Here is a 25,677-nt window from a genome sequence, read left to right on the forward strand (position 1 = left end):
CAATTTTGGGGGGCTAGGGGGGCTAGGGAGGCTAATCATACTCCAATTCAGCAACGCCCATTCCCCGATGCAGCAACACCAAATCGCTTTGCATTGCCGTATCAGGGAGCCTTGGATATCGTTTCAATCTTGCATTAATTCTGCATTCGTTTTTGTACCATCAAGCTCTACATCGAGTTTTGCATGATTCGGTTTTTGCACCATCAGATTTTGCATCATCCAGTTTTACCAAAGCAGTACAAAAGTGAAATATGCGCGATCGATCGGAAGCATTATTCAAAGACAGCTCATGTTTTGCGATTTTGGCTTGATTTTGACCGATTGATTATTGGAGCAGGGTCGGCAGGATTGGTAGCGACGAAACGGGCTGCTACTTGGATGAAGGTAGCGATCGCCGAACAGGATCATTTAGGCGGCGGCTGTGTCCTCTTTGTAAGACGACCACCGATCGGATTACCCAAACGCCAACTGTTCTCAGTCGTACTGAAGCTGCTGGTTTTTTCTTTAATTCTGTTAATTTTGTAACTTCCTGCTCTTCAAAATGACAGTACGGGGGGAGATTGCGACCTCAGGAGTACGGTTATGAGGTTGTTTCGATCGCGGAAATCTCGGTATCGTCGTAGTAGCAGGACAAAGATTATTCTTTTGAACTGGACAGCCCACGTTATCGTCAGGCTTCTCGGCAAGCTTTCCCAGTGTCATTCAATGTCCAGTGTCTCTGCCTGTTTCTTGCCGTCGGTCAGATAGGTAAAGTGTTGTGTATAAGTGGTATCTGCCAACTCTCAGTGAAATTCTGGCGTTGAGTACATCGCCTGTTTCTGCGCCAAATTCTGCGAATCCAAACTCTGTGAATCGCTTTCCGGCACAGCAGCAGGTGCGTGCAGAGCGGGAATGGAGTGGGGCGATCGCTGCCTTAAACGAACTTCTGCAACTCCAGGCTGCTTCAGGCTCTGCTGCTTTGGGCAAAGAAGTGTCAGGGGTGGTGCTGTCGGGTCCGGTTGCCGTGCTGGATCAGTGTTTGGTGCATCAGTTTGCTGCCTGGACGCTAACGGTGAGTTCGACTCAGGAGCGGTTAAAGCTTCCGGCTGCTGAGAATTTGCCGATCGACTCTGCCTATGCCACGCCGCCTACCCTGCCACTGATGGCGAGCGACCCGCTGGCTGCCGAGCAGTTTTGCCTGGTGCTTACCCCGACCCTGAGTTTGGTAATGGCCGTTGGCGAAACCCCTGCCGGAACTCCGACTTTTCTGTTTTCCTTTGAACCCGAAACCGTATGGCAAGCATGGCGATCGATTCAGGCAAGGCTGAAGCTTGCGTTTGCTCCTGCGCTTAGCAATTTGGAATCTCTGGTCGAGCAGTTTGCTCCGGTCGCGCCCGATTATCGCACAGTGATTCAGTTCACGCGGCTGATGCTAACCCACCTTCCCGACCCGGCAGACTTGGAGGCAGACGATCGCAAACGGGTTGAGAGCATTGCTGCACCCAGCGTGAAGCCACCCGCTTACAAAACCGTTCAGCCGATTAAAGTATCTGTGCCGCCTAAACATCACGGGAAGAAGTCAAAGTATCCCGGTGAGAGGGTATTCACCGTTGAGCCGATTCTTTCCCATGCCGCGGAGACGGTTGTTAACCAGGGCAATGCCTGCCCTGATACCGAACTGCTTCAGGCGATCGCCCATGAAGTGCGGACTCCCCTGACTACGATTCGTACCCTGACTCGACTGCTGCTGAAGCGCAAAGAACTCAGCCCAGACGTGATCAAGCGACTGCAAACGATCGATCGCGAATGCACCGAGCAAATCGATCGCTTTAACCTGATTTTTCGCGCTGCCGAACTGGAGACGACCCAAACTCGCGCTCCGCTCAGTCCGCTTTCACCGATTTCCCTGGCACAGGTGCTTCAGCAAAACATCGATCGCTGGCAGCAGCAAGCCACTCAGCATAGCCACACGCTCGAAGTCAGCCTGCCGCAAAAGCTGCCAATGGTCATCACCGATCCCACAATGCTTGATCAGGCACTCACGGGATTGGTCGATCGCATTACCCACAGCCTGCCGCCGGGAAGCCATATCCATGTGTGCGTCACCCTGGCAGGACATCAGCTCAAGCTGCAATTTGAGTCTTACCCGGAAGGCAAATCCAAAGACGGCAAAGAAGAAGGCATGAAGTTTGGCGTGGTGCCGACGCTGAAATCGATCGGTCAACTGCTGATGTTCCAGCCGGAGACGGGCAATCTTAGCCTGAATATGAGCGTCACCAAAAACCTTTTTCAGGTGTTGGGCGGCAAGCTGATCGTGAAGCATCACCCGCAACAGGGCGAGATTTTAACAGTTTTCCTGCCTCTAGAAACGCGGTAAAGGCGATCGCTCTGCTGAGGTGAGTTCAGTTGTTTTATGGGCTTCCAGTTGAATTGGGAGCTGAATTATGAATTCGGTTCCTTCTCCAACCGTCGAGAAACAGTCTAATTTACCACCATGCTTCTCGACAATAATCTGATGGCTAATAGACATTCCCATGCCCGTTCCTTTGCCAATCGGTTTGGTTGTGAAAAAGGGATTAAAGATAGACTGACGAATCGCTTCCGGCATGCCAGAGCCATTGTCCGCGATCGTAATTTCTACCCAATCTGTATTGACAGTTGAAGTACGAATTGTAATTTGATTCGGATGATCTTTTAGCTCCTGATAAGTGCGCTTTGTGTTACTTTCTTCGAGAGCATCGATCGCGTTTACCAGAATATTCATAAAGACTTGGTTGAGCTGTCCGGGATAACATTCCACCAAAGGAAGCTCGCCGTAATCCCGAATTACCTGAATTTCTGGACGGTTGGTGTTCACTTTCAGTCGATGCTGCAAAATCATCAAGGTACTATCCAATCCCTCATGAATATTGACTTCTTTGACCTGCGCTTCATCTAAGCGGGAGAAGGTGCGGAGAGATTTGACAATTTCTTGAATTCGCTCTGTTCCAACTCTCATGGAGGCAAGCAGCTTCAGAACATCTTCTGTGAGAAACTCCAGCTCTATATCGTCAAGTTTGGCTTGAATTGCTGAAGGTGGAACCGGAAATTCTTGCTGATAAAGCTGGATCAGCTCTAAAAGATCCTGGCTATATTGGCTTACATGCGCCACATTTCCATGAATGAAATTCACAGGATTGTTAATTTCGTGAGCAACTCCAGCCACTAATTGCCCCAGGCTTGACATTTTCTCAGCCTGAATCATTTGAGATTGAGTGCGCTGAAGTTCTTGAAGTGTATTGCTCAACTCTGTGGTGCGTTCTTCAACTCGTTGTTCTAGCTGTTCATTGGTTCGCTCTAGCGCAGTAAAAGATTCGCGGAGCTGCTGCGTCATTTGATTAAACGAACGAGCCAAAACTCCTAACTCTCGAACATTCGATGGATTCACAGTTTGATCGAATGCTCCATCTGCAATTGCCTCAGATGCCTGGCTCAAGCGCAGAATGGGTTGAGAAATCCATTTTGATGTATAGATACCTAGAATCGTTGCCGTAATCAGTGCAGCGAAACAGAGCAGAATGGTGGTGCGGGTGTTGGCATTGATTTCTGCCATGAAGTCCGCTTCGGGAATGACCACAACACTGAACCAATTAATTCCGCGCCCGTCTTGAAGCGGGGAGATTTGTACAAATTGACGACCGCTATCCGTTTGAATCTCAAACTGCTGAATTTGATTAATCTGACTGAAACTCCCAAATTGGTCGCTCAAGGCTTTTGCGGTAGCCTGAATGACAGGATTTTCAGAATTTTCAGCTGGAACGAGTTCTAGTTTCTGATCATGTATTTTGAAGGGTTGCTCAACCTTTGAACTCGCAATCAAATTGCCAGTACGATCGACAATAAACGTTTGTCCGGTCTGTCCGACTGCCACGTTTTTTAGAAACTCATGAATTTGTGAAAGGCGAAAGTTGCTGCTTTGCACCCCTAAAAGATTGCCTGTTTCGCTGTAGATGGGTTGAGATAGAGAAATGGTAACTCTTGAGGTTGCAGCCCCGACAAAAATTTCGCTCCAAATAGGCTGACCCGCTTCCAGCGCAGCTTTGTACCAGGGGCGCGTCCGTGCGTCGAACGGCTGAGTTTGCAGTAATTCAGCCCGTCTACCTCGTTCATCAAGGCGATAGCTCTGGCGATCGAGTCGGTTTGCTTCTTCGATTGTGCGAGCTACAATGAGTCCCTCTTCCAGGCGATCTATAAGAATGTTAGTCCCGCTAGGAGTGGCAATCTGAAGGAAATCGACTGTGTTTTGGTTCACCAAACGCCAATAGAAATGCTCTAATGCGGGGATGTCTGTTACATCAGGCTGCCCTCCTGCAATTCCAGCCGCAATCACTTGATTAATGATGTAGGGCTTTTCCAGATAATTGAGAATTTGCTGATTAATGCGATCGCTAATTTCACTGCGTAACTGGGATGTTGCTTTTTCAACTGATTTTTGACCGTTGCGGATCGCGAAATAACCCGTCAAGCCAACTGCCAGAAAGATTTGCAGCACGAAGGGAATGATTAGGATTAGGCGTAATGGTAGCTGTTTGACTATAAACCGCCGCTCCAGAACTTTGATCGCCATAGCTCGATAGACAAAGAAAGAGTGGCTTTATCGTTCCCTAGCGAATGCGACAAATCCCAACGCTTGATCATTTCCTGCTTGCGTGGCATTTCTATCTGGCATTCCTGTCTAGCATTAAGGGATACGGATCACCAAAACCGGGTAGGAGCCGTACTTTTGCAATCGGGTATGCGACCGGGTATGCGATCGGGCGTGATGGGTTTGCTAGGTGATCGAGGTACGATGCCCAACTTGCTCTGGTTAATTGCTATAAAAAATTGCCATAAAAATTGCCATAAAAAAAGGTGGACCAACCGCCCACCTGATGAAAATTAGTCGTAATTCGACCCGATCGGTAGCACTCCTGCGATAGAAGTCAGAATCGAGCTAAATCAAAATCTCTAGATATGAATACCGCACTCGGTTTTGCCGGTGCCGCGCCAGCGTCCAGCCCGTTCATCCTCGCCCTCGCCAACCGGAGTCGTGATCGGTTCATCGCCAATGCTGGGATAGCCTTGATCGTGGAGCGGGTTGTAGATGACTTTGTGTTCCATCGCGTATTCCCAGGACTGTTTGCGCGTCCAGGCTGCTAGTGGATTAATCTTGAGCCGCTGCTGGTTGTCTAGCTCAAAGACGGGCATATCGGCGCGGGTAACTGCCTGATCGCGTCTGCGTCCGGTAATCCAGGCGATCGTATTGAGTTCGTCCAGTCCGCGCTGAAGCGGTTCAATCTTGGTGAGCTGGTGGAACTTAGCGATATCGGTATCCCACAGAGCCTCGCCGTACTTAGCGGCAAAAGCCTCACGCGAATCGACATCTGGAATTTTGTAGGTCTGGAGGTTCAGGCTGTACAGTTCCTTTGCTTTTTCAACCAGTTCCAGCGTTTGCTTGAAGTGGTACAGCGTATCCAGAAAGATGACGGGCACAGGCGGGACGAACTTGAGCTGGCGATACAGAATGTCTGTAATCACTAAATCGTCGATATTGAAGGCGCTCGTCTGCACCAGCCCGCTTGGAATATTCGCAGCACACCAGGACAAAATTTCCAGGGGGGTAGCGGTATCAAAGCGGCGGTTTAGCTCCTCCAAATCAAACTGACTGATATCGACAACGTGCTGTCCAGCGTCGGCTTCAGGGGAATAACTTGTCATAACCCGTTCTTTCAGGCTGATTTACTCTTGTGTATTGATACCTATTTTATCTTAGAAAGGCACATAAGCCGATCGGCTTAGGAGTTTGATAACGATATGCTGAGAGAGATCAGAATTCCTCATGCAACGCGCATGCTTTATCTGTCTCTCTGCCATGATTATTTCGCCAGGATTCCGCCAGAATTTCGATCGCGGCAGTATGTCCCGGTGGGAGAGCCTGGCTAATTGCCTGGCTACTTGTACTATTCCGTAGAAGGTGTGCGTGAAAGATCTGCATGAAAGATCTGCGTAAAAGAGCAAAGTATCTGTGCTGAGGAGTCTTGCCATTTGCAGGAGCGATCGCCTTGCCGGAAGATTGCCTTGCCAGCAAAGATCGCCGCAAATGTTGCCTCTTTTCTTTTGCCTGCTTGCAGGTGGAACAACGTTACCGCAAAGCTTAACTTTATTCTTACGATGAAACTCATTCTTTTTAGCAAGCCGGGCTGTCACCTCTGTGAAGGACTCCAGGAGAAGCTAGAGCAAATCCAGAGCCTGCAATTTGATCTGGAAGTGCGCGACATTACCACCCGCGACGATTGGTTTCAGGCATATCAATACGAAATTCCGGTGCTTTATCTGGTTGCCTCGTCTGACCCAACTCCTGTTCTGGTTCCGCGTATTTCGCCCCGTGCTTCGATCGAGCAAATCGATCGATTGTTGCAAAAGATCCTATTGCAGAGTTCGAAAAATAAGGCAGAATAATCGCAATTCCAGTCCAGGAGGAGCTGTCGATATGAAGCTGAAAGAACTGCTGTCTCACCTTCCCGCCCTGTCTGTGCTGCCCAATCACCCTGCACTAGAGGCTGAGGTCAAAGGATTAACGACCAATTCCCACGCCTGCCATCCCGGAGATGTGTTTATCGGGATGCCCGGAACCCGTGTGGATGGGGGCGAGTTTTGGCACAGTGCAATGGCGGCGGGGGCGGTTGCGGCGATCGTCTCCCCTGGGGCCGCAGAAAAATCAGCTTCAGCCATTGAATCGCACTGCGTCATTCCCTACCCGGATATGTGGCAAGCCTGTGCCCGGCTCGCGGCAGCTTTCTACCAGTTTCCTGCTGAGAAGATGAATCTGGTGGGGGTCACGGGAACTAACGGCAAAACGACGACGACGCATCTGATTGAGTTTTTGCTGCTTCAGGCACGGCAACCGGTTGCCCTGCTGGGAACGCTCTATGCTCGGTGGGCAGGCTATCAGCAGACGGCAGTTCACACCACGCCTTTTGCCGTCGAACTGCAAGAACAGCTTGCCGAAGCAGCTAATGCAGGCTCCCAAGTTGCCGTTCTGGAAGTGAGTTCCCACGCGCTGGCACAGGGTCGGGTCTGGGGTTGTCCGTTTGAGGTTGGCGTATTCACCAACCTGACACAGGATCACCTCGACTATCACAGAGATTTGGAAGATTATTTCAATGCAAAGGCTCTGCTGTTTAGCCCTGATTATTTGAAGGGACGGGCGATCGTGAATCAGGATGATCCCTACGGTCGTCGTTTAATCGAGCAAATTGAGCGCGATCGAGTCTGGACGTACAGCGTCACCGATTCCTCTGCGGATTTATGGACGAGCGATCTGGAATACGAATCCGACGGAGTGCGGGGCGTTTTGCATACGCCTGCTGGAGAAATTGCTTTTCAGTCGCCGCTGGTGGGACAGTACAACATTGCAAACGTGCTGGCGGCGATCGGTGCGGCTTTGCATCTCGGCGTAGATCTTCCGACGATCGCCCAGGCTTTGCCTCAGTTTGGCGGCGTACCGGGACGCATGGAGCGAGTGCAGACTAATCTCCAGCAAGATATTAGTGTCATTGTGGACTATGCCCACACGCCGGATAGCTTGGAAAACTTGCTGCGGGCATCGCGTCCATTTATTTCGGGGCGGATGATCTGCGTGTTTGGCTGCGGGGGCGATCGCGATCGAACCAAGCGTCCGAAGATGGGAGCCATTGCCGCCGAGCTAGCAGACTGGGCAGTCGTTACCTCTGATAATCCGCGGACTGAAGACCCCAATCGCATTCTGCAGGACATTCTCGCCGGAATTCCTGAAACGGTAGAACCCACGGTGATTGCCGATCGTGCCTTAGCGATTGAAACGGCAATTCTGGAGGCGCAGCCCGGAGATGGGGTGCTGATTGCCGGAAAAGGACACGAGGATTATCAAATTTTGGGAACGGAAAAGGTGCATTTTGACGATCGAGAACAGGCGCGGCTGTCCTTATCAATGAGGCAAAATCAGTAAGGCAAAATTAATGAGGCAAAGAAAACTAGATTTGCAGCATTAACGCTGATCAGGGGGAAGGATGGAGAAAGTTAACAGAAAAAGTACGAATTTGTCCAGAGGGCTGCACAATCGGTATAGGTAGCCCCACCCTTGATCTCTTTCCTTTTTCTATCCTCATAATCATGACAGCTTTGCCCCCCGTTAACCGATCGCTTTATGAGTTAGCAAGTCAGGCTGCCTCTGCTTCCTCGCCGCTGCAACTCAGTCCCACGACATTTAAATCGATGGTAGGGCTGATGTTTGATTTTTTGCTGGAACAGCCATCCCCTGCGGCGGTCTGGGTCAAACTGCCAAGAGGAACAGCCTGGCAGGCAGAACTCAATCGTTTTTGCCAGACCGCTCAATTGCCGCATCAGATCTACCTGCTGCAAACCCAGGCTGAAATGGTGCAGGAAGCCGCCCAAGCCAGAAAAGACAGATCAGTTCATGCAAAGCGATTGGCATCGGCTCCGCAGCCTCCTGCTCAACAGATAACCGACTGGACAGACGACATGATGGACATAACCGTCATTGGCGCGCCTGTTTCCAAAGCCGACCCTGAGCCAGCGGGCAGCAGCAATGTCAAGATTTATTCCCTCACGCTTGCCGCCGAGGCCCAGCTTAAACGAGAGTACTTTGTGCTGGCAGCGACGGCTCATTTTTATGGGCTGATTCTGGCGCATCGCCCTCGATTGAACCGCAACAGCAGCATGGATAGGCTGGCATGGAGTGAGCCGGATCGACTGGCAGGAAGACCAGCCGGGATTCAGGATGACGAAGGGCTGGAACGCAAGCATCCGCTCCTGACGCTGTATTCGTTTGATGCTGCGCTGCTGAAGTCCGTGCTTCAAGGGGTGAATCAGGCGGTGATTTGCGAAGAAACCGCTCGATCGCCGGAAGTGATGCCGCTGACCTGGGAGCAGCTTCAGGCACAGGGCATGGCTCAGAGTCTTGATCCCTTGCTGCTTGCCCAACTCCTGACCAAACAGGTGCAGCGACAGGAAGACTTGTGGCGCAGTGGGGCGATCGATCGACAGCGGGCAAAGCAGGCAGCAGAACTTCAGCAGGAAAACCAGCAGTTACTTGCTCTCCTTCAGCAGAAAAATGATTTTGTCCAAAACCTGGGGCAGGAACTCCGTACGCCGCTTGCCACCATGAAAACTGCTCTGTCGCTGCTCAACTCGCCCAGCCTTAAACCGCCTCAGCGTCAAAAATACATGGAAATGCTCAGTCGCGAGTGCGATCGACAAAACTCCCTGATCTCCAGTGGTTTGTCGCTGCTGCAAATTGAAAATACTGCCGAAGTCGCGCAGGAACCGCTGCGGTTGAGCGAAGTCGTGCCGGGTGTGGTCAGCACCTATCAGCCGCTTGCTGAGGAAAAGGGCGTGCGGTTGGCTTATACCGTGCCAGAAGAACTTCCTCCGGTTGCCTGCTCACTCCACTGGCTACGGCAAATTGTGATTAATCTGCTGCACAACAGCATCAAATTTACGCCCGGTGGGGGTCAGGTCTGGGTCAGAGTCAGACAGCAAGACGATCGCCTTTTGATCGAGTTTCGCGATACCGGAGTCGGCATTGCCACCAGTGAACTGCCAAAAATCTTCGATCGCTTCTATCGGGGTCGCCAATCCGGAGAAGATAGCGGTGTGGGACTGGGGCTAACGATCGTGCAGCAGCTTGTAACGCGCTGTGGCGGGTCGATTAGCGTCAAGAGTAAGCCAGGCGAAGGAACCCTGTTTGCGGTGCTTCTGCCCATTTATTCTGGCTCTGCAAAGACGGTTGATGCGACGCAAAATGGCTTTTCTCCCGGTGGGGGCAGCAGCGAACTGTGAAGTGGTTTAATTACGATCGTGAGTCAAACTTCCTCCAAGCCTATTTCTTTTTCTTCTTTTTGCTCTTCTTGGAATTAGCAATTGGCGCGTTGCCAAATCCTTCTGGTTTGTAGGCGCGGTTGGTGATTGCTTTTACGGTCTTCATCATTTGCATCAGTACTTAACGGGCTGGGTAGAGCGATTAAGGCTTATGAAGGCTTGTCCTTTCCTTCGTTTTGAGGATTTGCAGAGGCGATATAGCACAATGGACTAGAGCGAATCCGATTCCCCTACATTCCATGAATCCGATCGGCATGAATCTTTCTAATTCCGCTTCAATTTCCGAACGAGTTCGCGCCTTTATTTTGCGTCAGAATGCCTGTAGCCAGTATGAGCTGCTGCTGTTTCGCCATCCGCGCTGTGTGGAGGCTCCCGTCCAGATTCCGGGCGGCGGGGTTGATCCCGGAGAGTCGATCGAAGCAGCCCTGTATCGGGAAGTAGCAGAAGAAAGCGGTCTAACCGATCTGCAAATTGTTCGCAGGCTGGGAACGGTCGATCGCTGTGACCTGAAATCGAAACGAGTCACTCGCCGTCACTATTACTTGCTGGAAGCTCCATCGACTCTACCCGATCACTGGGAGCACACCGTATTTGGTACAGGGGCAGATCGTGGCATGTGCTTTACCTTTTTTTGGCAGCGTCCGCCGATCGCCTATCCAAAGCTCAACTACTCAATTTTTGTCAATCCACGCGATCTGCCCGAACTGTTTCTGAGGTAGTTTGTTTGCGATCGAAGCAACGGAGCGACTCAAGTTTCAGACGCTTGAGCATGGTTTGACGAGATACCTGAACGAATTTCCGATCGAAGCTCTGGTCGAAGCTTGGGTTGAAGCCTCGGTTGAACGGTCACTTTGCCAAACTTTTGTCAAAATGGAATAGTACGTATATACTCAGTTTGAGCATTCGTAGACCCAGTCGCGTCTGTTTGAAGAATTAGTCTTGTGGCAGCAATGCTATGACCTGATCGACAAACTGCTGATGATCCACCACCGGCTTCGAGATGTAGTCATCTGCGCCGCTTTGCCGAAGGAAATTTTCTCGATCACCTTCCATCGCGTGTGCCGTGACCAAAATGATTGGTAAACTAGCCGTCTGAGGATCGGACTTCAGCATTTGCGTGATCTTGATGCCGTCTACGGGCTTGCCCTGATACATACTGTGTGACAGAGACACATCCATTAGGATAATATCTGCCTCTTGTGCCTGGGCAATTTTCATAACTTCATCCACATTTTCGGTATGTTTAACTTCTAGCCCGCCTCGTTTTGTCAGTATTTTGGAGAATACTCGCGCATTAATCAAATCATCTTCCACAATTAGAACGGTCTTCATCGTTTTTCTCTCTGTTAGCTCTTTATCTAACCTTAGTTCAAGCGTAGAGGATCGTCATGTCCGATCGTCGAATCATCTGGTCGTTTCAATGAATAATTAAATGAAGCAGAGGTGTGAGAAGCCCGCTTCAGAAGGGGACAGTGCCCCTGCTTCCCCAAAACACGCTTACAACTTGCTCACGACCATTGGCAATGCACGCCTCAACCGTCGTGATTTTATGACTCGCGAATTGCAAAGGAATCTGACTCATGGCTGAACAACTCAACATCTTAAATTCAGGACAGGTGATTGCCACCGCCTTGCACACCGAAGTGCAGCGATCGTACCTGGAATACGCCATGAGTGTAATCGTGGGTCGAGCGTTGCCCGATGTGCGAGACGGCTTAAAACCTGTGCATCGACGCATTCTCTACGCCATGCACGAACTGGGTTTAACCCCCGATCGCCCTTACCGCAAATGTGCTCGTGTGGTCGGAGATGTGCTGGGTAAATATCACCCCCACGGTGATCAGGCGGTTTACGATGCCCTGGTGCGAATGGTGCAGACCTTTTCGAGCCGCTATCCGCTGTTGGAAGGACACGGCAACTTTGGCTCGGTAGACGACGACCCGCCTGCGGCAATGCGCTACACCGAAACCCGTCTGGCCGCTGTGGGCAACGAAGGCTTACTCTCGGAAATCGGCGAAGCAACCGTAGACTTTATCGGCAACTTCGACAACTCGCAGCAAGAGCCGATCGTCCTCCCCGCCCAGCTTCCTTTCCTGCTGCTCAACGGCTGCTCCGGCATTGCGGTGGGCATGGCAACCAATGTTCCGCCCCACAACCTGGGGGAACTGGTCGATGGACTGATTGCCCTGATCGATCGCCCCGAACTGCCCGACAACGAGCTATTCCGGCTGATTCCTGCACCCGACTTTCCCACAGGCGGCGAGATTCTCGATACGTCCGGCATTTTTGAGGCGTACCGCACCGGACGCGGCAGCATTCCGATTCGTGGTGTGGCTAAGCTGGAAGAAATCAACCTGGGACGCGGTAGACATCGGCGTTTGGCGATTATCGTCACTGAACTGCCCTTTCAGGTCAACAAAGCAGGCTGGATCGAGAAAGTTGCAGAACTGGTAAACCAGGGCAAGATCGACGGCATTGCCGATCTTCGCGACGAAAGCGACCGAGAAGGAATGCGCGTGGTGATCGAAATGCGGCGGGAAGCGCAACCTGCCCAGATCCTCGAAAAACTGTATCGGCTCACGCCTCTGCAAATGAACTTTGGCGTGATTATGCTGGCGATCGCCGACGGTCAGCCGCGTCAAATGTCCCTGCGCGAATTGCTTCAGCAGTTCCTCAGCTTCCGGGAAGAAACGCTCACCCGCCAGTATCGCTACGAACTGGAAAAAGCCGAAGCCCGCGCCCATTTGCTGGAAGGAATGCTGAGTGCGCTTGAAAATATGGATGGCGTGATCGAAATCCTGCGCCGATCGCCTGATGGTTCCACGGCAAAGCTGCAAATGCAGGAACGGTTTGGCTTTAGCGATCGACAGGCGAGCGCAATTCTCGCAATGCCCCTCAGTCGATTGACTGGCATGGAGCGGCAAAAGATCCAAGACGAATATCAGCAGCTCAACAATCGAATGGAAGAACTTGATCGCCTGCTGAATAACCGCAAGGAGTTATTGAAATCCCTCAAAAAAGACCTGCGAACCCTGAAGCGTAAGTTTGCGGACGATCGCCGCACTCGCTTAGTCTCTGCAGCCGAGCAAGCATCGGCACAGGCAGAACTGGCGCAGTTTGGCGGCGACGAAGAGGCAGCCGAACAGGAAGTCGTACTGGAATTTACCCAGAAAGGCTATGTGCGGCGATTCACGCCCAAGGCATACCAGAAACGGCAGGAAAAGCAGGAAACTCCCGTGACCCAAACCCTGACCGAACTCGAAGACTTCCCGGTGCAAACGGAAACCGCCAATACCGGACACTCGCTGCTGATGCTGACCAAAGACGGTAAGGCATACAGTGCCAGTATTGCCGCGATTCAAGCAACCGCCCGCCAGTCAAAGGGAACGCCTTTAGTGACGCTGCTGCCTGCGACGGCGCAAACCGATCCAGAGGCGATCGTCTCTCAGCTCATCCTGCCTTCAGCGCCCGAAGATTTGGAAGGGCTGGATCTGGTGCTGCTGACCTGCGAGGGACGCATCAAGCGCATGCCTCTGTCAGAGTTCACCAACCTCACCGCACGCGGCATTACTGCCCTCAAGCTCAAGGAAAATGACGAACTGCGCTTTGTTCGCCTGACGCAAGCCGGAGAGCAGCTCATTCTGGCAACTTCAACCGGACGACTGCTGCGGCTCGAAGTCAACGACGAGCAAATTCCTCTGATGGGGCGATCGGCTCAGGGACAGCAAGCCATGCGCCTCCACAAAAACGAGCAGCTCGTAGACTGCATCACTGCCCTGCAGGAAGATGATCTGCTGCTAATGACTGCACAGGGCGATGCAAAGCGTATCCCGGTTTCCACGCTCAAGCTCATGTCTCGCGGTGGGTTGGGCGTTCAGGCAATCCAGTTCTCATCGCGATCTGACACTTTGGCTGCCGTTGGGCTAGCGTTGCCGAATGGAGAAGTCACAGTGCTGACCAGTGACGATCGCCTTGCGAAACTGCCGATCGACAAAGTGCCCCTCTTGAAACGCAGCGATGCAGGTGATCCAGTGCTGAAACTCAGTAAGTCTGAAAAAGTGGTGCGCCTGTTTGAGAATGAGGCGATCGAGCCGGAGGAAGACGCGGCTGGGAAATCCGCCTGAGCTGAATAACTTGATACCAAACAGTAACTTGCACCCAGCAGGGTACTAAACAGGGCACTAAACAGGTAGGTGTGTAGTTCTGCTTAGCCTAATAAGGATGGTTGAAAAGTATCCAGTGTCCTACATTGCCCCCTAAATCTCTCAACTTTGAGGAACTTTGAATTCCTTAAAGCGAGCCAGGTTTCCCCCAGAATTGGGGGGCTAGGGGGGCGGTTCGGGTTCCTCTGTTAACACTTCTCAAACGTTTCCTTGCTGCCTAAAGCAAGTTCACCTACAATAACTAGCCCGTTAGAGCGAGGTGAGACAGCAGAGGACTGAGCTAGATTATAGTTCAGTGGAAGTGGGGAGCTTTTTTAAGCCTTCGACGTTCAATAAGTTCAGTTTTTGCTGAACGGATTAAAGATGGTATCCTTAGAATTAAGTAACGTTAATGATCTCTCTGAACCCTTGAGCAGCGACCCGCCGTTTGAAAAAATTCGTTTTATTGAAGAAGTTGGCTTGATGTTCGAGCTGGTTGGCTTTCCTCGCATGGCAGGGCGCATCTTTGGCTGGCTATTGATCTGTGAGCCGCCCCAGCAGTCTCATAGTGAGCTGGCTGATGTCCTCAAAGCGAGTAAAGGCTCGATCAGTACGATGACGCGGCTGCTGATCCAGATTGGTTTTATTGAACGAATTAGTCTGCCGGGCGATCGACGCGATTATTTTCAGATCAAGCCCCATGCGTGGACGCAGCTCACTAAGCAGCGAATTGTTCAAATTACTGCTTTTAAGGAATTGGCTCAGCGCGGAATGGATCTGATGGGCAATGCTCCTTCTCCGCTGAAAGAGCGTCTTAAAGAAATGCGTGACATTCACGCTTTCTGGGAACGAGAACTGCCTTTGCTCGACCAACGGTGGGATAAAGAGCAGCATTCCAATCAATCGGATGATTAGTTTCCGGTCATTTGGATGATTCCTTTCAGGTTCTTGTATCGCTACCTTGTAGGGCAAGTCTGTGCTGAATCTTTCTAGCTAGAGCAGCTTTATCTGCCCTGGCTTTTTGACTTCACCTTTTTCGTCTTTATTTCTGTATTTCTGTCCTGTATCTGTATTGTTTCTGCTCAAAATACAATCCGCCTACCATGACTATGCAACTTCCTTTGATTGGTAAAGTCCGTCAACCTGCTCCCTGGGCGATCGGGTTACTTGCCGCCGGATTGCTCGGTACAGGCGGAATTACCTATGCAGTCATGCAGCGCAATACAGGAACGCCTGACGTTGCGACCATGACGGTTCCGGTCGAGTCTCAATCTTTGCGGGTGCGAATTACGGCAAGCGGCACAGTACAGCCCATCCAGACGGTGAATCTGAGTCCGAAAACTTCTGGCGTTTTAGCAGAACTGCTGGTGGAACAGGGCGAGCGTGTGCAGCAGGGTCAGGTGGTGGCGCGGATGGAGTCTCGCACCATTCAGGCGCAGCTCACTCAGGCTCAGGCAAGAGTGGCTCAGGCAGAAGCGCGGCTGGCAGGCCAGCGAGCAGGCAACCGTCCGCAGGAAATTGCTCAGGCAGAGGCAAGAGTCCGGCAGGCAGAAGCGGTGGTGAATGCAACTCAGGCACGGCTGCAACTGGCGCAAGACCGGGTAGTTCGCAACCAGCAGTTGGCAGACGAAGGTGCAATTTCCCAGGATGCGCTGGATGAAGTGATCAGCAATGCCGCTAATATTCAGGCAACTCTGGAGCAAAACCAGGCGAGTGTGCAGGAAGCCCGCCGCAGTTTGGATCTGGTGCAAAGCGGCAACCGCAGCGAAGACATTGCCGCCGCCCAGGCAGAACTCCAGGAAACACGGGGCAATCTGGAAGGCGTCGAAGTGCAGTATCAGGATACGCTGATTCGCGCTCCGTTTAGCGGCATTATTACCCAGAAGTTTGCGACTGAAGGGGCATTTGTCACCCCCACCACGTCCGCTTCCGAAGCAACCTCAGCTACTTCAACGGCGATCGTCGCTTTGGCAGAAGGCTTGGAAGTGCTGGCAGAAGTGCCCGAAGTGGATGTGCGGCAGTTGCGCATCGGTCAGGCAGTCGAGATCCAGGCAGATGCTTACCCGGATCAGGTGTTTCAGGGACGGGTGCGCCTGATTGCGCCAGAAGCAGTGGTACGGCAAAATGTAACTTCTTTCCAGGTGCGGATCGAGCTGACCAACGGTTTAGACAAACTGCGATCGGGCATGAACGTAGACACCACTTTCCTGGGCGATTCGGTGAAGAATGCGGTCGTGGTTCCCACGGTGGCGATCGTGACAAACAACGGCGAATCGGGAGTTCTGGTTCCGAACGATCGGGAACAGCCCCAGTTCCGCCCAGTCGTGCTGGGAACCACAGTGGGCGACCAGACGCAGATCTTAGAAGGCGTTCAGCCTGGAGAGCGGGTGTTTACCGACATTCCGCCGGACTCTGAGTGGAATAAGCCGAAACGTCAATAGCGTCAGTCGTGCTGCTGACCTTGGCTCCTGACCTTGACCCCTGACCCTTCCGACTAACTTACCTTCATCAATCCTTTGAGATGGATATTCTAGAAAGCGTCAATATGGCAGTGAAGACGCTAACTGCCAACAAACTCCGCAGTACGCTCACGATGCTGGGCATTATTATCGGCAATGCGTCGGTGATCACGATGGTCGGCGTGGGTCAGGGGGCGCAGCGATATGCGGCAGGACAGTTTGAGTCGCTGGGTCCAAACGTGCTCTTTATTATTCCGGGCAGCGAAGAAGCAAACCGTAGCACGATCGATGTTCCCCGAACGCTCACCCTGGAAGACGCAGAAGCGATCGCAACGCAGGTTCCGACTGTGACTTCTGTTGCGCCGCAGCTTCAGAGCCAGCAGCCTGTGACCGCCGGAAGCAAGCGCAGCAGTATTTTGATTCTGGGAACGACGCCTGCTTTCACAGAAGTGCGAGATTATGAAGTCGATCGCGGACGCTTTTTCACCGAGCAGGACGTAGAGCGCAGTAACCGGGTGGCAGCCTTGGGAGCGGATACTGCCCGCAAGCTGTTTGGTAATACCAATCCGGTGGGGCAGCAGATTCGCGTCAAAAACATTAGCTTTGAAGTGATCGGCGTGATGGAGGCAAAAGGGGCGTTTCTGGGCAATAACCAGGACGATACAGTGTTTATTCCCCTCACCACCATGTCGAGCCGGATTACGGGTGCTCGATCGCCCTACGGCACAGAAGTCACCTTTATCTCGGTCGGCGCAAAGGACGAAAAGACGATTAATGCGGCACAGTTTCAGATCGCGAACCTGTTGCGGCTCCGGCACAAAGTCACTACCGAAGACGATTTCACGATTCGCAACCAGAAGGACGCGCTGGAGATTGTCGGCAATGTGACGGGCGCACTCACCCTGATGCTGGCTGCCATTGCCGGAATTTCACTGTTTGTCGGCGGCATTGGCATTATGAATATCATGCTGGTTTCCGTGCGGGAGCGCACCCAGGAAATTGGTCTGCGAAAGGCGATCGGGGCATCGCAGCAGGATATTCTGACCCAGTTTATGATCGAGGCAATTATTTTGGCAGCGATCGGGGGTGTGGTTGGAACGGCGATCGGAGTGGGGGGTGTGACGCTCATCTCAGCCGTGACTCCCTTAAAGGCAGGTGTTTCGCCGATCGCGATCGTGCTGGCAGTGGGTGTGTCGGGCGGCATTGGCTTATTCTTCGGCGTGTTTCCGGCGCGTCAGGCAGCAAAACTCGATCCGATCGTGGCACTGCGGAGTGCATAGGGAGAACAGATGCAAGCGATTATCCGACTCGAACATATCGAAAAGACTTATGGCGCAGGCGATACGATCGTCCATGCGCTGCAAGATGTGAATCTGGTGGTGGAGTCTGGCGAATACTGCGCGATTATGGGTCCGTCGGGTTCAGGGAAATCTACCGCGATGAACGTGATCGGCTGTCTCGATCGCCCCACGAGCGGCAGCTATTACCTAGATGGGTTGGAGGTGGCGCAGATTGGCGATTCGGAACTGGCGCACATTCGCAACCGCAAGCTGGGTTTTGTGTTTCAGCAGTTTCATTTGCTGCCACAGCTTAGCGCAATGGAAAACGTGATGTTGCCGATGGTGTATGCAGGCGTTCCGACAAATGAGCGCAGAGAACGGGCGGCAGAAGCACTGACTCGCGTAGGACTGGCAAACCGCCTCAACAACAAACCGACTCAGCTTTCCGGCGGACAGCAGCAGCGCGTTGCCATTGCTAGAGCGATCGTCAATCGTCCTGTGCTTTTGCTGGCAGACGAACCTACCGGAGCACTCGATTCCCACACAACGCAGGAAGTTTTGCATATCTTTGGCGAACTGAACGCCAGCGGTATTACGGTGGTGATGGTGACGCACGAACCCGAAGTTGCCCGCCAAACGAAGCGCATTGTCTGGTTCCGCGATGGGCAGGTGATGTACGATCGCCTCACGCCAGCCGATATGGCGCAGTTGGTTATAGCACCATCAGCAAACTAAAAACTGCTGAGCGGTTTCTCCTACTCAGGAAGGGCAGGTTGTGCATCTAATCCATTTCTAAGGTTAGATGCTGCTTATTTATGCAGACCGCTACTGTAAATACGATAAATACGATCGAACTGTGTTCCGAACTCCCTTTGCGGATTCCTCTTTTGGGCGGATTCCCGTTTTGGAATGGGGTTTGCGATCGCCGCTTGGCTACTTGTCCGGCTTTGGGTGATGGGCTGATAGAGGCATGGGAGCGATTGCTTTGATTGCAGCAGGGTCAACTTTGCCGATAACGATCCCGGTAACGATACGACTACAGGACGGGTGCTGCCCACCGGGGTGAATGGCAACATTCCTGCTTCTGGCTCTGATATTTTGCATCTGATATTCTGCATCTGAGACTTTGCAGCTGTGAGTTAACCATCAAGTTAACCAGTTGGCGTTAACCAGTTAGAGTTAACCATCAGTTGAATGTGAGTTAATCGATTGCGCTTGAACCAGAACAACTCGTTTTTGGAGGTCAGTCAATGGGACTCGTAGAAATCCTGGAAGAATATGCCAACGGCAGAAGAGACTTCACCGGAATTGACCTGAGTGAAACTAGCTTGGTCGGCGTCAATCTGAGCGGTGCCATTCTGGATCATGCCGACCTGAACGGTGCAAACCTGAGTCATGCAAATCTAAGCCATGTGCGGTTGCAACATGCCGATTTGAATGGTGCGAATCTGAGCCACACGAATTTGCAGGGAGCCGACTTGCAAGATGCCATTCTCGACGGGGCAATTTTACAGGGAGCCGTGCTTGATCATGCCAATTTGAGCCACTCTGAAATGGCAGTGGCAAACATTACCGAAGCTCACTTAAGCGAAGCCAATCTGAGCCAGGCAAATTTATCTGCGGCAAACCTCGAACAGGCAGACTTGAGCGGGGCGAACCTGGAGGTTGCGGACCTATCACAGGCAAATTTGCACGAAGCCGATCTAAACCAGGCAAATTTAAACGGGGCGAATCTGGAGGGAGCCAATACCGAGGGAACGCTTTTAGAGGGAGAAGGCTGATCCCGTAGCGATCGCGCTAATCCTGATATCTCCTGCTCTCCTGCTTTCACTTACGCCCAAAACGTAAGGATTGCGAGTGACGGCTTGAGTTCAATATGACCTGCTCAGGCTCTAGAAGGAGGTCTGGGCAGCTTTCTGATTCGTGTGAATTGACTTTCTTTGAAGGAAGGCTAGGGAGGATCTGCCGAATCTCACCAGCCACTCAAGCTCTCTTTCCAGCCAGCCGCTAAGAATCGAACTGAGAATCTAATATGATGTCCTAAACTAGGATGTCCAAACTAGGCTGTTCACAGCCTATCCAATGCTCTTTTGGACTCGTTCTCACAGGTTTTCTGTAACGTATGCGTCCTGAACAACCGACTAGTAGAGAAGCTCTGGCTGCCCCAACAGATGCAGAATTACTCATCGCATTAAGCGCGGGTGAAATAGACGCATTGAGCACAATCTACGATCGCCATGCCGGGTTAGTGTATGGGCTTGCGCTCAAAGTGCTTGGCAATCCTCAAGAAGCAGAAGACCTGACTCAAGACATTTTTCTGATGTTGGCCCGAGGCTGTTCTTATGATCCACAGCGTGGCTCGCTCAGGACATTTCTTGCAGTTCTAACGCGATCGCGGGCGATCGATCGGGTACGATCGCGCAGCAGAACCCTTGCATTTCTGGCTCGCTGGAAAGGAAGCCAGGCTGAACGTGCATCCGATCCACTGCTCGAATCCGTATTTCAACAGGAGCAATCCCAGGAAGTGCAGGCTGCGATCGCCCAACTCTCGGAAGAGCAGCAGCAGATTCTGAAGATGGCTTACTACGATGGTTTGAGCCAGTCACAAATTGCCGATCGCCTAAACATTCCGCTTGGAACAGCGAAAGCGAGAGCCAGAAGAGGATTGATTCAATTACGCCAAACCCTTGCTCACCTCACTCGCTAGTTGCCTATGTCGTCTCCAGAATCCTTACAGCGATTGATTGCAGGCTACGTTCTCGGCACACTCGATTCAGAAGAAGCTAAAGAATTGGAGCAGCTCCTAATCGTCGATGCGACGATCGCCGCAAGAATTGCCCAGATGCAAAAAACCCTGGAACTTGCTTATGCGCCGCCCGAAGTGCTCCCCCCCGCTCGGCTGCGATCGGCAATCTTGGCAAAAGCTTATGCGGGTCCTTCTGCAGATTCGTTTGCCACTCCATCCGCTGGCTATTCCTCTTGGCGAACTTGGGGAAAAGCAATCGCAGTCGCCGCTGCCGCCCTCATTGCCGCACTAGGGATTGCCAACTATCGCCTGTGGCACGCACTTCAAACTGCACAAAATGAAACGCAAGCAACGCAAGCTGCCCTGGCTTACTCGCTGCAAGCGACAGCAGCCAACAATCCCGCAACTGCAACAGTAAAGGTGAACCCTGCAACGCTCGAAGGCACGATCGCGGTTCAAAACCTACCGCCGCTGCCACCGGGTCAAACCTATGTTCTCTGGACTGTTCTCCAGCCGAACGCGCCCTTCACAACGGATGCAAAAGGCGCAATTTTAACCAAAGCATTTCAGGTTGACGATCGTGGCAGTTTTTCGCAAACCATTACCATGCCTGAAGTTTATCGACAGCGCAATCTCGTTGCGAAAGTTGCAGTAACGGCTGAGCAGGCGATCGCGCCCCAGCAGCATAGCGGATCGCCCATTTTGCTCAGTGGCTTGTAACCATTTTTGACTTGTAACTGTTTTTAATCCTTTTCCTGACAGCGTTTATTTCACCAGCCGGAATGCTTCCCAGGAAACAATTTTGTGAGTGATTCGGATTCACGGCTTCCCGCTTCAACTCGCTCTGGTCGGTATAATCGATCCTCACCAGCATCATACTCAAACAGCTCAGCATAACTCCCTAATCCACGGCAGTAGCATGATGCGGAAATAATCTGCATAAATAGTAAATCTGGGGTGTTATGCAGAATCATTCTGCCTATCCACCCATTATGGGATCTTATGCGGAAATTTTCAGTCTATTAATAGTTGGTTGCTTCATATCTTGGTGAAGACAGTAAAGAGTACCTGCTAGTAGTTGGGGTGTGTGAAGCATTGTTGGCAAGTTCTATACTGAAATGCTAGAAATCAGAGGATAGTGTCATCAGTCAGGGCAAAATGACAGAAAATTACGAAATTGACCAGGAATATGCAGAGCTTGAACCCGAAGTTGAAGAGGTTGCTGACAAGCCTGATGCTCGTCCTGTCGCCAGTCAGCCCCATGATTGGACTATTTCGACTCTGCGTGATAAGTACGATCGAGGGCAAATTAATGTACAACCTCATTACCAACGTGAGTATGTCTGGGATCAGAAGCCTGAGTTACCATCACGCCTTATAGAATCACTGCTGCTACAAATACCAATTCCACCCCTTTACTTTGTACGTCTTGAGACAGGCAAGATTGAGGTAGTTGATGGGCAACAACGATTAACAACTTTAATTCGGTTTGTCACAAACCAGTTTAAGTTGAAGAAACTACAAAAGCTAAGTAGCTTGAACGGCAAACTGTTTCAAGACTTATCTGAACAGGAGCAAGAGAAAATTGTTGACGCACCCATCCGTAGCATTGTCATTGATGCAGGCACTAATCAGGATCTACGCTATGAGATTTTTGAGCGATTAAATCGCGGATCAATGGCACTGAATGAACAAGAGATTAGAAACTGTGTTTATCGGGGTCTATTCTGTGACTTGCTAGCTGAATTAGAGCAAGATGCCAATTGGCGAAAAATAAAAGGTCATGATTCTCCAGAAGCACGGTTTGTTGAGCGTGAAATGATATTACGTTTTTTCTCGTTTACGAACCGGATTGATCACTATTCAGGAAATTTAAAGCGATTTCTCAACGATTACATGGGGAAATACGCTCCAAAAGATAAAGTACAAGTTGCCGAACTTGGAACGACGTTTCGGCAAACTATGCAAAATGTGAATACTGTATTTGGTGAGAATGCAGGGCGTCTATATTCGGTGGATGATGGTATTTCACAAGAGGGAGGAAGATGGGAGAAAAAATTTTCTATCTCTGCTCTCGACATTCAAGCATCGGCACTTATAGGCCATGCACCCTTAAAAGTTCAACCTGTAGCGAAATCTATTCTTGAAGCCTACAAATTCTACATTGCAACCAATCCTCAAATTCGCACTGCAATTTCGCGCCGTCCAGCGGGGACAGAAGCTACAAAGACGCGATGGTTTGGTTTCAAAACTATTGTTCAAGAAATTCTCAGTAGTCCTGCTAATGTAGGAGAGGCGAATGATCCTTTGTTTGAAGCAAAAATCCTTTTTAAGACTGGTTACTTTCCTGCGGCTGGTGCAATGGCTGGCGTTATCCTTGAGCAGCACTTAAAAGCCTTGTGTGAAAGCCAAAACCCACCGCTCAAACTACGTGGCAATACGATTGATCCATTAAGCGAAACGCTAAAATCTGCTCAGATTTATGACCAAACGCAACATCGTCGTATTCAAGTAATGGGTGATATTCGCAATCGTTGTAGTCATTCAGTCGCCAATCCTGCTTCAAAGGAGGAAGTTTGGGAGTTGATCGAAGATGTCAAAAATTTTATGAAAGGCTATCCAGTTTCATAACGTAAGTATAGCCAGTAGCCCAATAACCTCAATGCACACCGACCGTCGAGAGGTTATCTGTGGAAATTAAGGACTATCTGCGGCGGGTGATTGGGATCGTTATGCGGCTGCGTTCTGCTTATCCTAATGCATCCCTAATAATTCAAGATTAATAGAGGCAAGCTCAGTGCTGTTTCGAGATCGACGTGGGGATATTTAAAAAATTCAACGTCTTTGTCGATATGCCTTGGGTGTAACCCCTGTTAGCTTGCGAAATTGATGGGTAAAATGACTCTGATTATTGAAACCACACTGAATAGCAATCTCTGAAATTGAAAAATGGTGCTGGTTTAACAATTCCTTTGCATGTTCAACTCGTTGCTGCATGACATATTGCCAGGGAGAAATTCCCATAGAGTGTTTAAAAAGACTGGAAAAGTAACAGGGGTTGAGATTTGTTACTTGCGCCAAATCAGCTAGCTGGATCTCTTGTTCAAGATGAGCATCAATGTAGTCTAATACCTGGTTTAACGCCAACTTCCCCAGCCCCGGTTCAGGCTTTGATCGCCTCAGGGGTTGTGATGTGTAGTTTCGGAGCAGATGAATCGCTAAAAGGTTCGCTAATGAATCTAGATATAATCGGTTTCCCCAATCTGCGATCTGGATTTCCTGTTGAATGGATTGTGTAATTCCTTCAATGTGTGGATCGCGATGTTTAAAGGTGCTGATTAGCTCGATCGCATGAGGATAATCGGCTTCTAGCGACAATCGTTCTAAAAAAGCTGGCTCAATGGTGAACGCTAGTACTTCGTCTGGTGTTGCACAGGCAGCAGAAAAAGGAACCCCTGCGGGAATTAACAGAAGATCGCCTCGGTGCAGTGAGTCATCATGCGATCGCCCATCCATGCAGAATATTTGTCGTGAAACGTTGCTCAATTCAAGCAGCAGAACGTGATGGGTTAATCCGCCTGATACATCACATTCGCCAGCAGGCTGAATCTGATGTTCAATGATAAATTCGCCTGAGTGGAGGCTTTGGCTAGATATCACCCGCTCTGGGCGAGTTAGCTCCGCTGAATGGCAATCTGATTGGGGAGACATGTCTTTGATCTCACTGACACATTGGCATAGAACATCAAGGAATTTCGATAAATTTCAAAAGAATCTGACAGACAACTGTTTAGCAACATATCGATAATAGACACCTTTGGTTGAGTTCACCAAAGACACTAGGCGATCGCAGGTAGAGTTATGCAAAAAACTGAGTTTATCAAGAGACTTGTGCTGCTGATTACACTCCTCAATTTGACAAGCTGCCAACTCTCTAACCCTTCCCAAAGCAACAATCAGCCGCTAAAAGTTAACGATGCGACATCAACTGAGGAGACAGATGTTTCCCTCAATTGGTTTACAGATTCGCAACTAAAGCCGACCGATACCGTTTCTGCTGCTGAAGCAAAAGCATTTGTTCATAACGTTTATCAAACGATCGACGATCAAATCTTTGATCCTGCCTTCAAGAAAGCAGAGCGTAACCAGCAACAGCAAGACCTCTTAGCGACGCTCGATACTCAATCAGGTTGGTCAAGGGCAGAATTGACTGAACGTATCAGCAATGAACTGAACAAGCTTTCAGTATCTCACTTGAGGATTTTAGATCCGACAGCAGGTGCAACACTATTTCGCATCTTTGAGCAAAAACCATTACCTGATGCCACACCGACTCCATCAGTTTCCGCCGAGATGAGGGGGGAGGTTGGAATTCTCCGAGTCGAAAGCTTCATTGTTCCTCTCATTACCAAGGCAGAACTTGATCGAGCTAAGGCTCAACTGGCTCAAGCCCAAGTCATTCTCATTGATGTTCGTGCAAATGGGGGAGGTTTTGGGTCCAGCGTTAGTTATTTGGTTGAGGATATCATTGGACCTGACAAAGTAGTGTCAAGAGACAGAACTCGCGAGGGTTTAAAGGTGCAGGAGCCGTACATTTTTCGAGGGTATTTTGATGATGCGATCAACGCAGAAGCCAAGGCAGAAATTGAGCTTTCAGAAACCCATCCCTATATCGAGTGGCGGACACGGTTAAAAGCCCAGGTCGATCCAAGACCTCACTTTATTCTAGTTGATCACCAGTGCGGATCAGCGTGCGATTTGTTTGCAGGAATTATCAAAGACTATGGCTCCGCCAAAATTTTAGGAGTCCGGACAATGGGTGCCCTGTTAGGAGGTGATGCCCTCAGATTGAGATGGCAGGGCTTTGCCCTAATTGTTCCAATCTCTCAGGTTATCTCACCCAAAGGGCACCTGATTGAGGGAGTAGGCGTTCAACCCGATATTGAAATTCCTGAATGTGCAAACGGTGGGAACCAATGTCTGGAAAAGGCGATCGAAATTGCAAATGCGGCAATCTGACAATCATCCTCCGATTGAGGAATACTTGAAGATGCGATCAAGACGAGTTAAATCGATAAGGATGGCGTTTTTTGCTGTAACGACAGCAATGCTGCTCAACCTAGTAAGCTGCACGGGTAGTAGATTTACCCCTTGGCAGTCATCACAACCTTCAG

At 50.7% G+C, this 25,677-nt stretch carries 22 protein-coding genes; 18 read left to right on the plus strand and 4 right to left on the minus strand.

The window, feature by feature from the left end; all coding sequences use genetic code 11:
* The first annotated feature begins 183 nt into the window (after nt 1–183).
* A complete protein-coding gene (locus NDA02_RS08010; RefSeq protein ID WP_190789964.1) occupies nt 184–525 on the plus strand; it encodes a hypothetical protein in 342 nt (113 codons plus the stop codon).
* Between the two features lie 232 nt (nt 526–757).
* The gene (locus tag NDA02_RS08015; RefSeq protein ID WP_348254752.1) at nt 758–2,356 is read left to right on the plus strand and encodes a HAMP domain-containing sensor histidine kinase; all 1,599 of its coding nucleotides are present in this window, start codon (nt 758–760) and stop codon (nt 2,354–2,356) included.
* Here NDA02_RS08015 and NDA02_RS08020 read toward each other — a convergent pair.
* Together NDA02_RS08020 and cysH are read right to left on the minus strand one after the other, a co-directional pair.
* Entirely contained in the window at nt 2,342–4,585 is a 2,244-nt protein-coding gene (locus tag NDA02_RS08020) for an ATP-binding protein (RefSeq protein ID WP_190792857.1), read from the minus strand. The two genes, NDA02_RS08015 and NDA02_RS08020, sit on opposite strands and share 15 nt — an antisense overlap.
* A gap of 380 nt (nt 4,586–4,965) precedes the next feature.
* Nucleotides 4,966–5,715, minus strand: coding sequence for a phosphoadenosine phosphosulfate reductase (gene cysH / locus NDA02_RS08025; protein ID WP_190792858.1), 750 nt, complete (start codon nt 5,713–5,715; stop codon nt 4,966–4,968).
* A 453-nt stretch (nt 5,716–6,168) separates the two neighbouring features.
* On the opposite strand from cysH, the gene NDA02_RS08030 reads away from it, so the two are divergent.
* From NDA02_RS08030 to NDA02_RS08050, 5 genes are all read left to right on the plus strand, one after another.
* Nucleotides 6,169–6,456, plus strand: a complete 288-nt coding sequence (locus NDA02_RS08030; protein ID WP_190792859.1) for a glutaredoxin family protein — start codon at nt 6,169–6,171, stop codon at nt 6,454–6,456.
* 31 nt (nt 6,457–6,487) lie between these two features.
* On the plus strand, nt 6,488–7,984 hold the full coding sequence (locus tag NDA02_RS08035) for a UDP-N-acetylmuramoyl-L-alanyl-D-glutamate--2,6-diaminopimelate ligase (RefSeq protein WP_190792860.1): 1,497 nt from the start codon (nt 6,488–6,490) through the stop codon (nt 7,982–7,984).
* A 164-nt stretch (nt 7,985–8,148) separates the two neighbouring features.
* Nucleotides 8,149–9,837, plus strand: a complete 1,689-nt coding sequence (locus NDA02_RS08040) for an ATP-binding protein (RefSeq protein ID WP_190792861.1) — start codon at nt 8,149–8,151, stop codon at nt 9,835–9,837.
* A 293-nt stretch (nt 9,838–10,130) separates the two neighbouring features.
* The gene (locus tag NDA02_RS08045; RefSeq protein WP_190792862.1) at nt 10,131–10,595 is read left to right on the plus strand and encodes an NUDIX domain-containing protein; all 465 of its coding nucleotides are present in this window, start codon (nt 10,131–10,133) and stop codon (nt 10,593–10,595) included.
* A gap of 1 nt (nt 10,596) precedes the next feature.
* Nucleotides 10,597–10,755, plus strand: a complete 159-nt coding sequence (locus NDA02_RS08050) for a hypothetical protein (protein WP_190792863.1) — start codon at nt 10,597–10,599, stop codon at nt 10,753–10,755.
* A gap of 54 nt (nt 10,756–10,809) precedes the next feature.
* Here NDA02_RS08050 and NDA02_RS08055 read toward each other — a convergent pair whose 3' ends face one another.
* Entirely contained in the window at nt 10,810–11,208 is a 399-nt protein-coding gene (locus NDA02_RS08055) for a response regulator (protein WP_190792864.1), read from the minus strand.
* A 248-nt stretch (nt 11,209–11,456) separates the two neighbouring features.
* On the opposite strand from NDA02_RS08055, the gene gyrA reads away from it, so the two are divergent.
* The 10 genes from gyrA (at nt 11,457) to NDA02_RS08105 (ending at nt 23,134) form a co-directional block, all read left to right on the plus strand.
* Complete coding sequence (gene gyrA, locus NDA02_RS08060) at nt 11,457–14,000, plus strand: DNA gyrase subunit A (protein WP_190792865.1); 2,544 nt, start codon at nt 11,457–11,459, stop codon at nt 13,998–14,000.
* 402 nt (nt 14,001–14,402) lie between these two features.
* Entirely contained in the window at nt 14,403–14,933 is a 531-nt protein-coding gene (locus NDA02_RS08065) for a MarR family transcriptional regulator (protein WP_190792866.1), read from the plus strand.
* Between the two features lie 188 nt (nt 14,934–15,121).
* Nucleotides 15,122–16,459: an efflux RND transporter periplasmic adaptor subunit gene (locus NDA02_RS08070; protein ID WP_348254754.1), complete on the plus strand. Its 1,338-nt coding sequence runs from the start codon at nt 15,122–15,124 to the stop codon at nt 16,457–16,459.
* Between the two features lie 80 nt (nt 16,460–16,539).
* On the plus strand, nt 16,540–17,757 hold the full coding sequence (locus NDA02_RS08075) for an ABC transporter permease (protein ID WP_190792867.1): 1,218 nt from the start codon (nt 16,540–16,542) through the stop codon (nt 17,755–17,757).
* 9 nt (nt 17,758–17,766) lie between these two features.
* Nucleotides 17,767–18,492: an ABC transporter ATP-binding protein gene (locus NDA02_RS08080; RefSeq protein WP_190792868.1), complete on the plus strand. Its 726-nt coding sequence runs from the start codon at nt 17,767–17,769 to the stop codon at nt 18,490–18,492.
* 67 nt (nt 18,493–18,559) lie between these two features.
* Nucleotides 18,560–18,712 (plus strand): hypothetical protein, encoded by a 153-nt coding sequence (locus tag NDA02_RS08085; RefSeq protein WP_190792869.1) that lies wholly within the window; start codon nt 18,560–18,562, stop codon nt 18,710–18,712.
* Between the two features lie 295 nt (nt 18,713–19,007).
* Entirely contained in the window at nt 19,008–19,538 is a 531-nt protein-coding gene (locus tag NDA02_RS08090; protein WP_190792870.1) for a pentapeptide repeat-containing protein, read from the plus strand.
* A gap of 341 nt (nt 19,539–19,879) precedes the next feature.
* A complete protein-coding gene (locus NDA02_RS08095) occupies nt 19,880–20,464 on the plus strand; it encodes a sigma-70 family RNA polymerase sigma factor (RefSeq protein ID WP_190792871.1) in 585 nt (194 codons plus the stop codon).
* A gap of 6 nt (nt 20,465–20,470) precedes the next feature.
* The gene (locus NDA02_RS08100; RefSeq protein WP_242067427.1) at nt 20,471–21,223 is read left to right on the plus strand and encodes an anti-sigma factor; all 753 of its coding nucleotides are present in this window, start codon (nt 20,471–20,473) and stop codon (nt 21,221–21,223) included.
* A gap of 438 nt (nt 21,224–21,661) precedes the next feature.
* The gene (locus NDA02_RS08105) at nt 21,662–23,134 is read left to right on the plus strand and encodes a DUF262 domain-containing protein (protein WP_190792873.1); all 1,473 of its coding nucleotides are present in this window, start codon (nt 21,662–21,664) and stop codon (nt 23,132–23,134) included.
* Nucleotides 23,135–23,338: 204 nt separating this feature from the next.
* Here NDA02_RS08105 and NDA02_RS08110 read toward each other — a convergent pair whose 3' ends face one another.
* Nucleotides 23,339–24,214: an AraC family transcriptional regulator gene (locus tag NDA02_RS08110; RefSeq protein ID WP_190792874.1), complete on the minus strand. Its 876-nt coding sequence runs from the start codon at nt 24,212–24,214 to the stop codon at nt 23,339–23,341.
* A gap of 150 nt (nt 24,215–24,364) precedes the next feature.
* On the opposite strand from NDA02_RS08110, the gene NDA02_RS08115 reads away from it, so the two are divergent.
* Nucleotides 24,365–25,522: a S41 family peptidase gene (locus tag NDA02_RS08115; protein WP_348254756.1), complete on the plus strand. Its 1,158-nt coding sequence runs from the start codon at nt 24,365–24,367 to the stop codon at nt 25,520–25,522.
* Nucleotides 25,523–25,677: the final 155 nt, after the last annotated feature.

This window comes from Leptolyngbya sp. ST-U4, from assembly GCF_039962215.1.
In the GTDB taxonomy this organism is placed as follows: Bacteria; Cyanobacteriota; Cyanobacteriia; order Elainellales; family Elainellaceae; genus Leptolyngbya_A.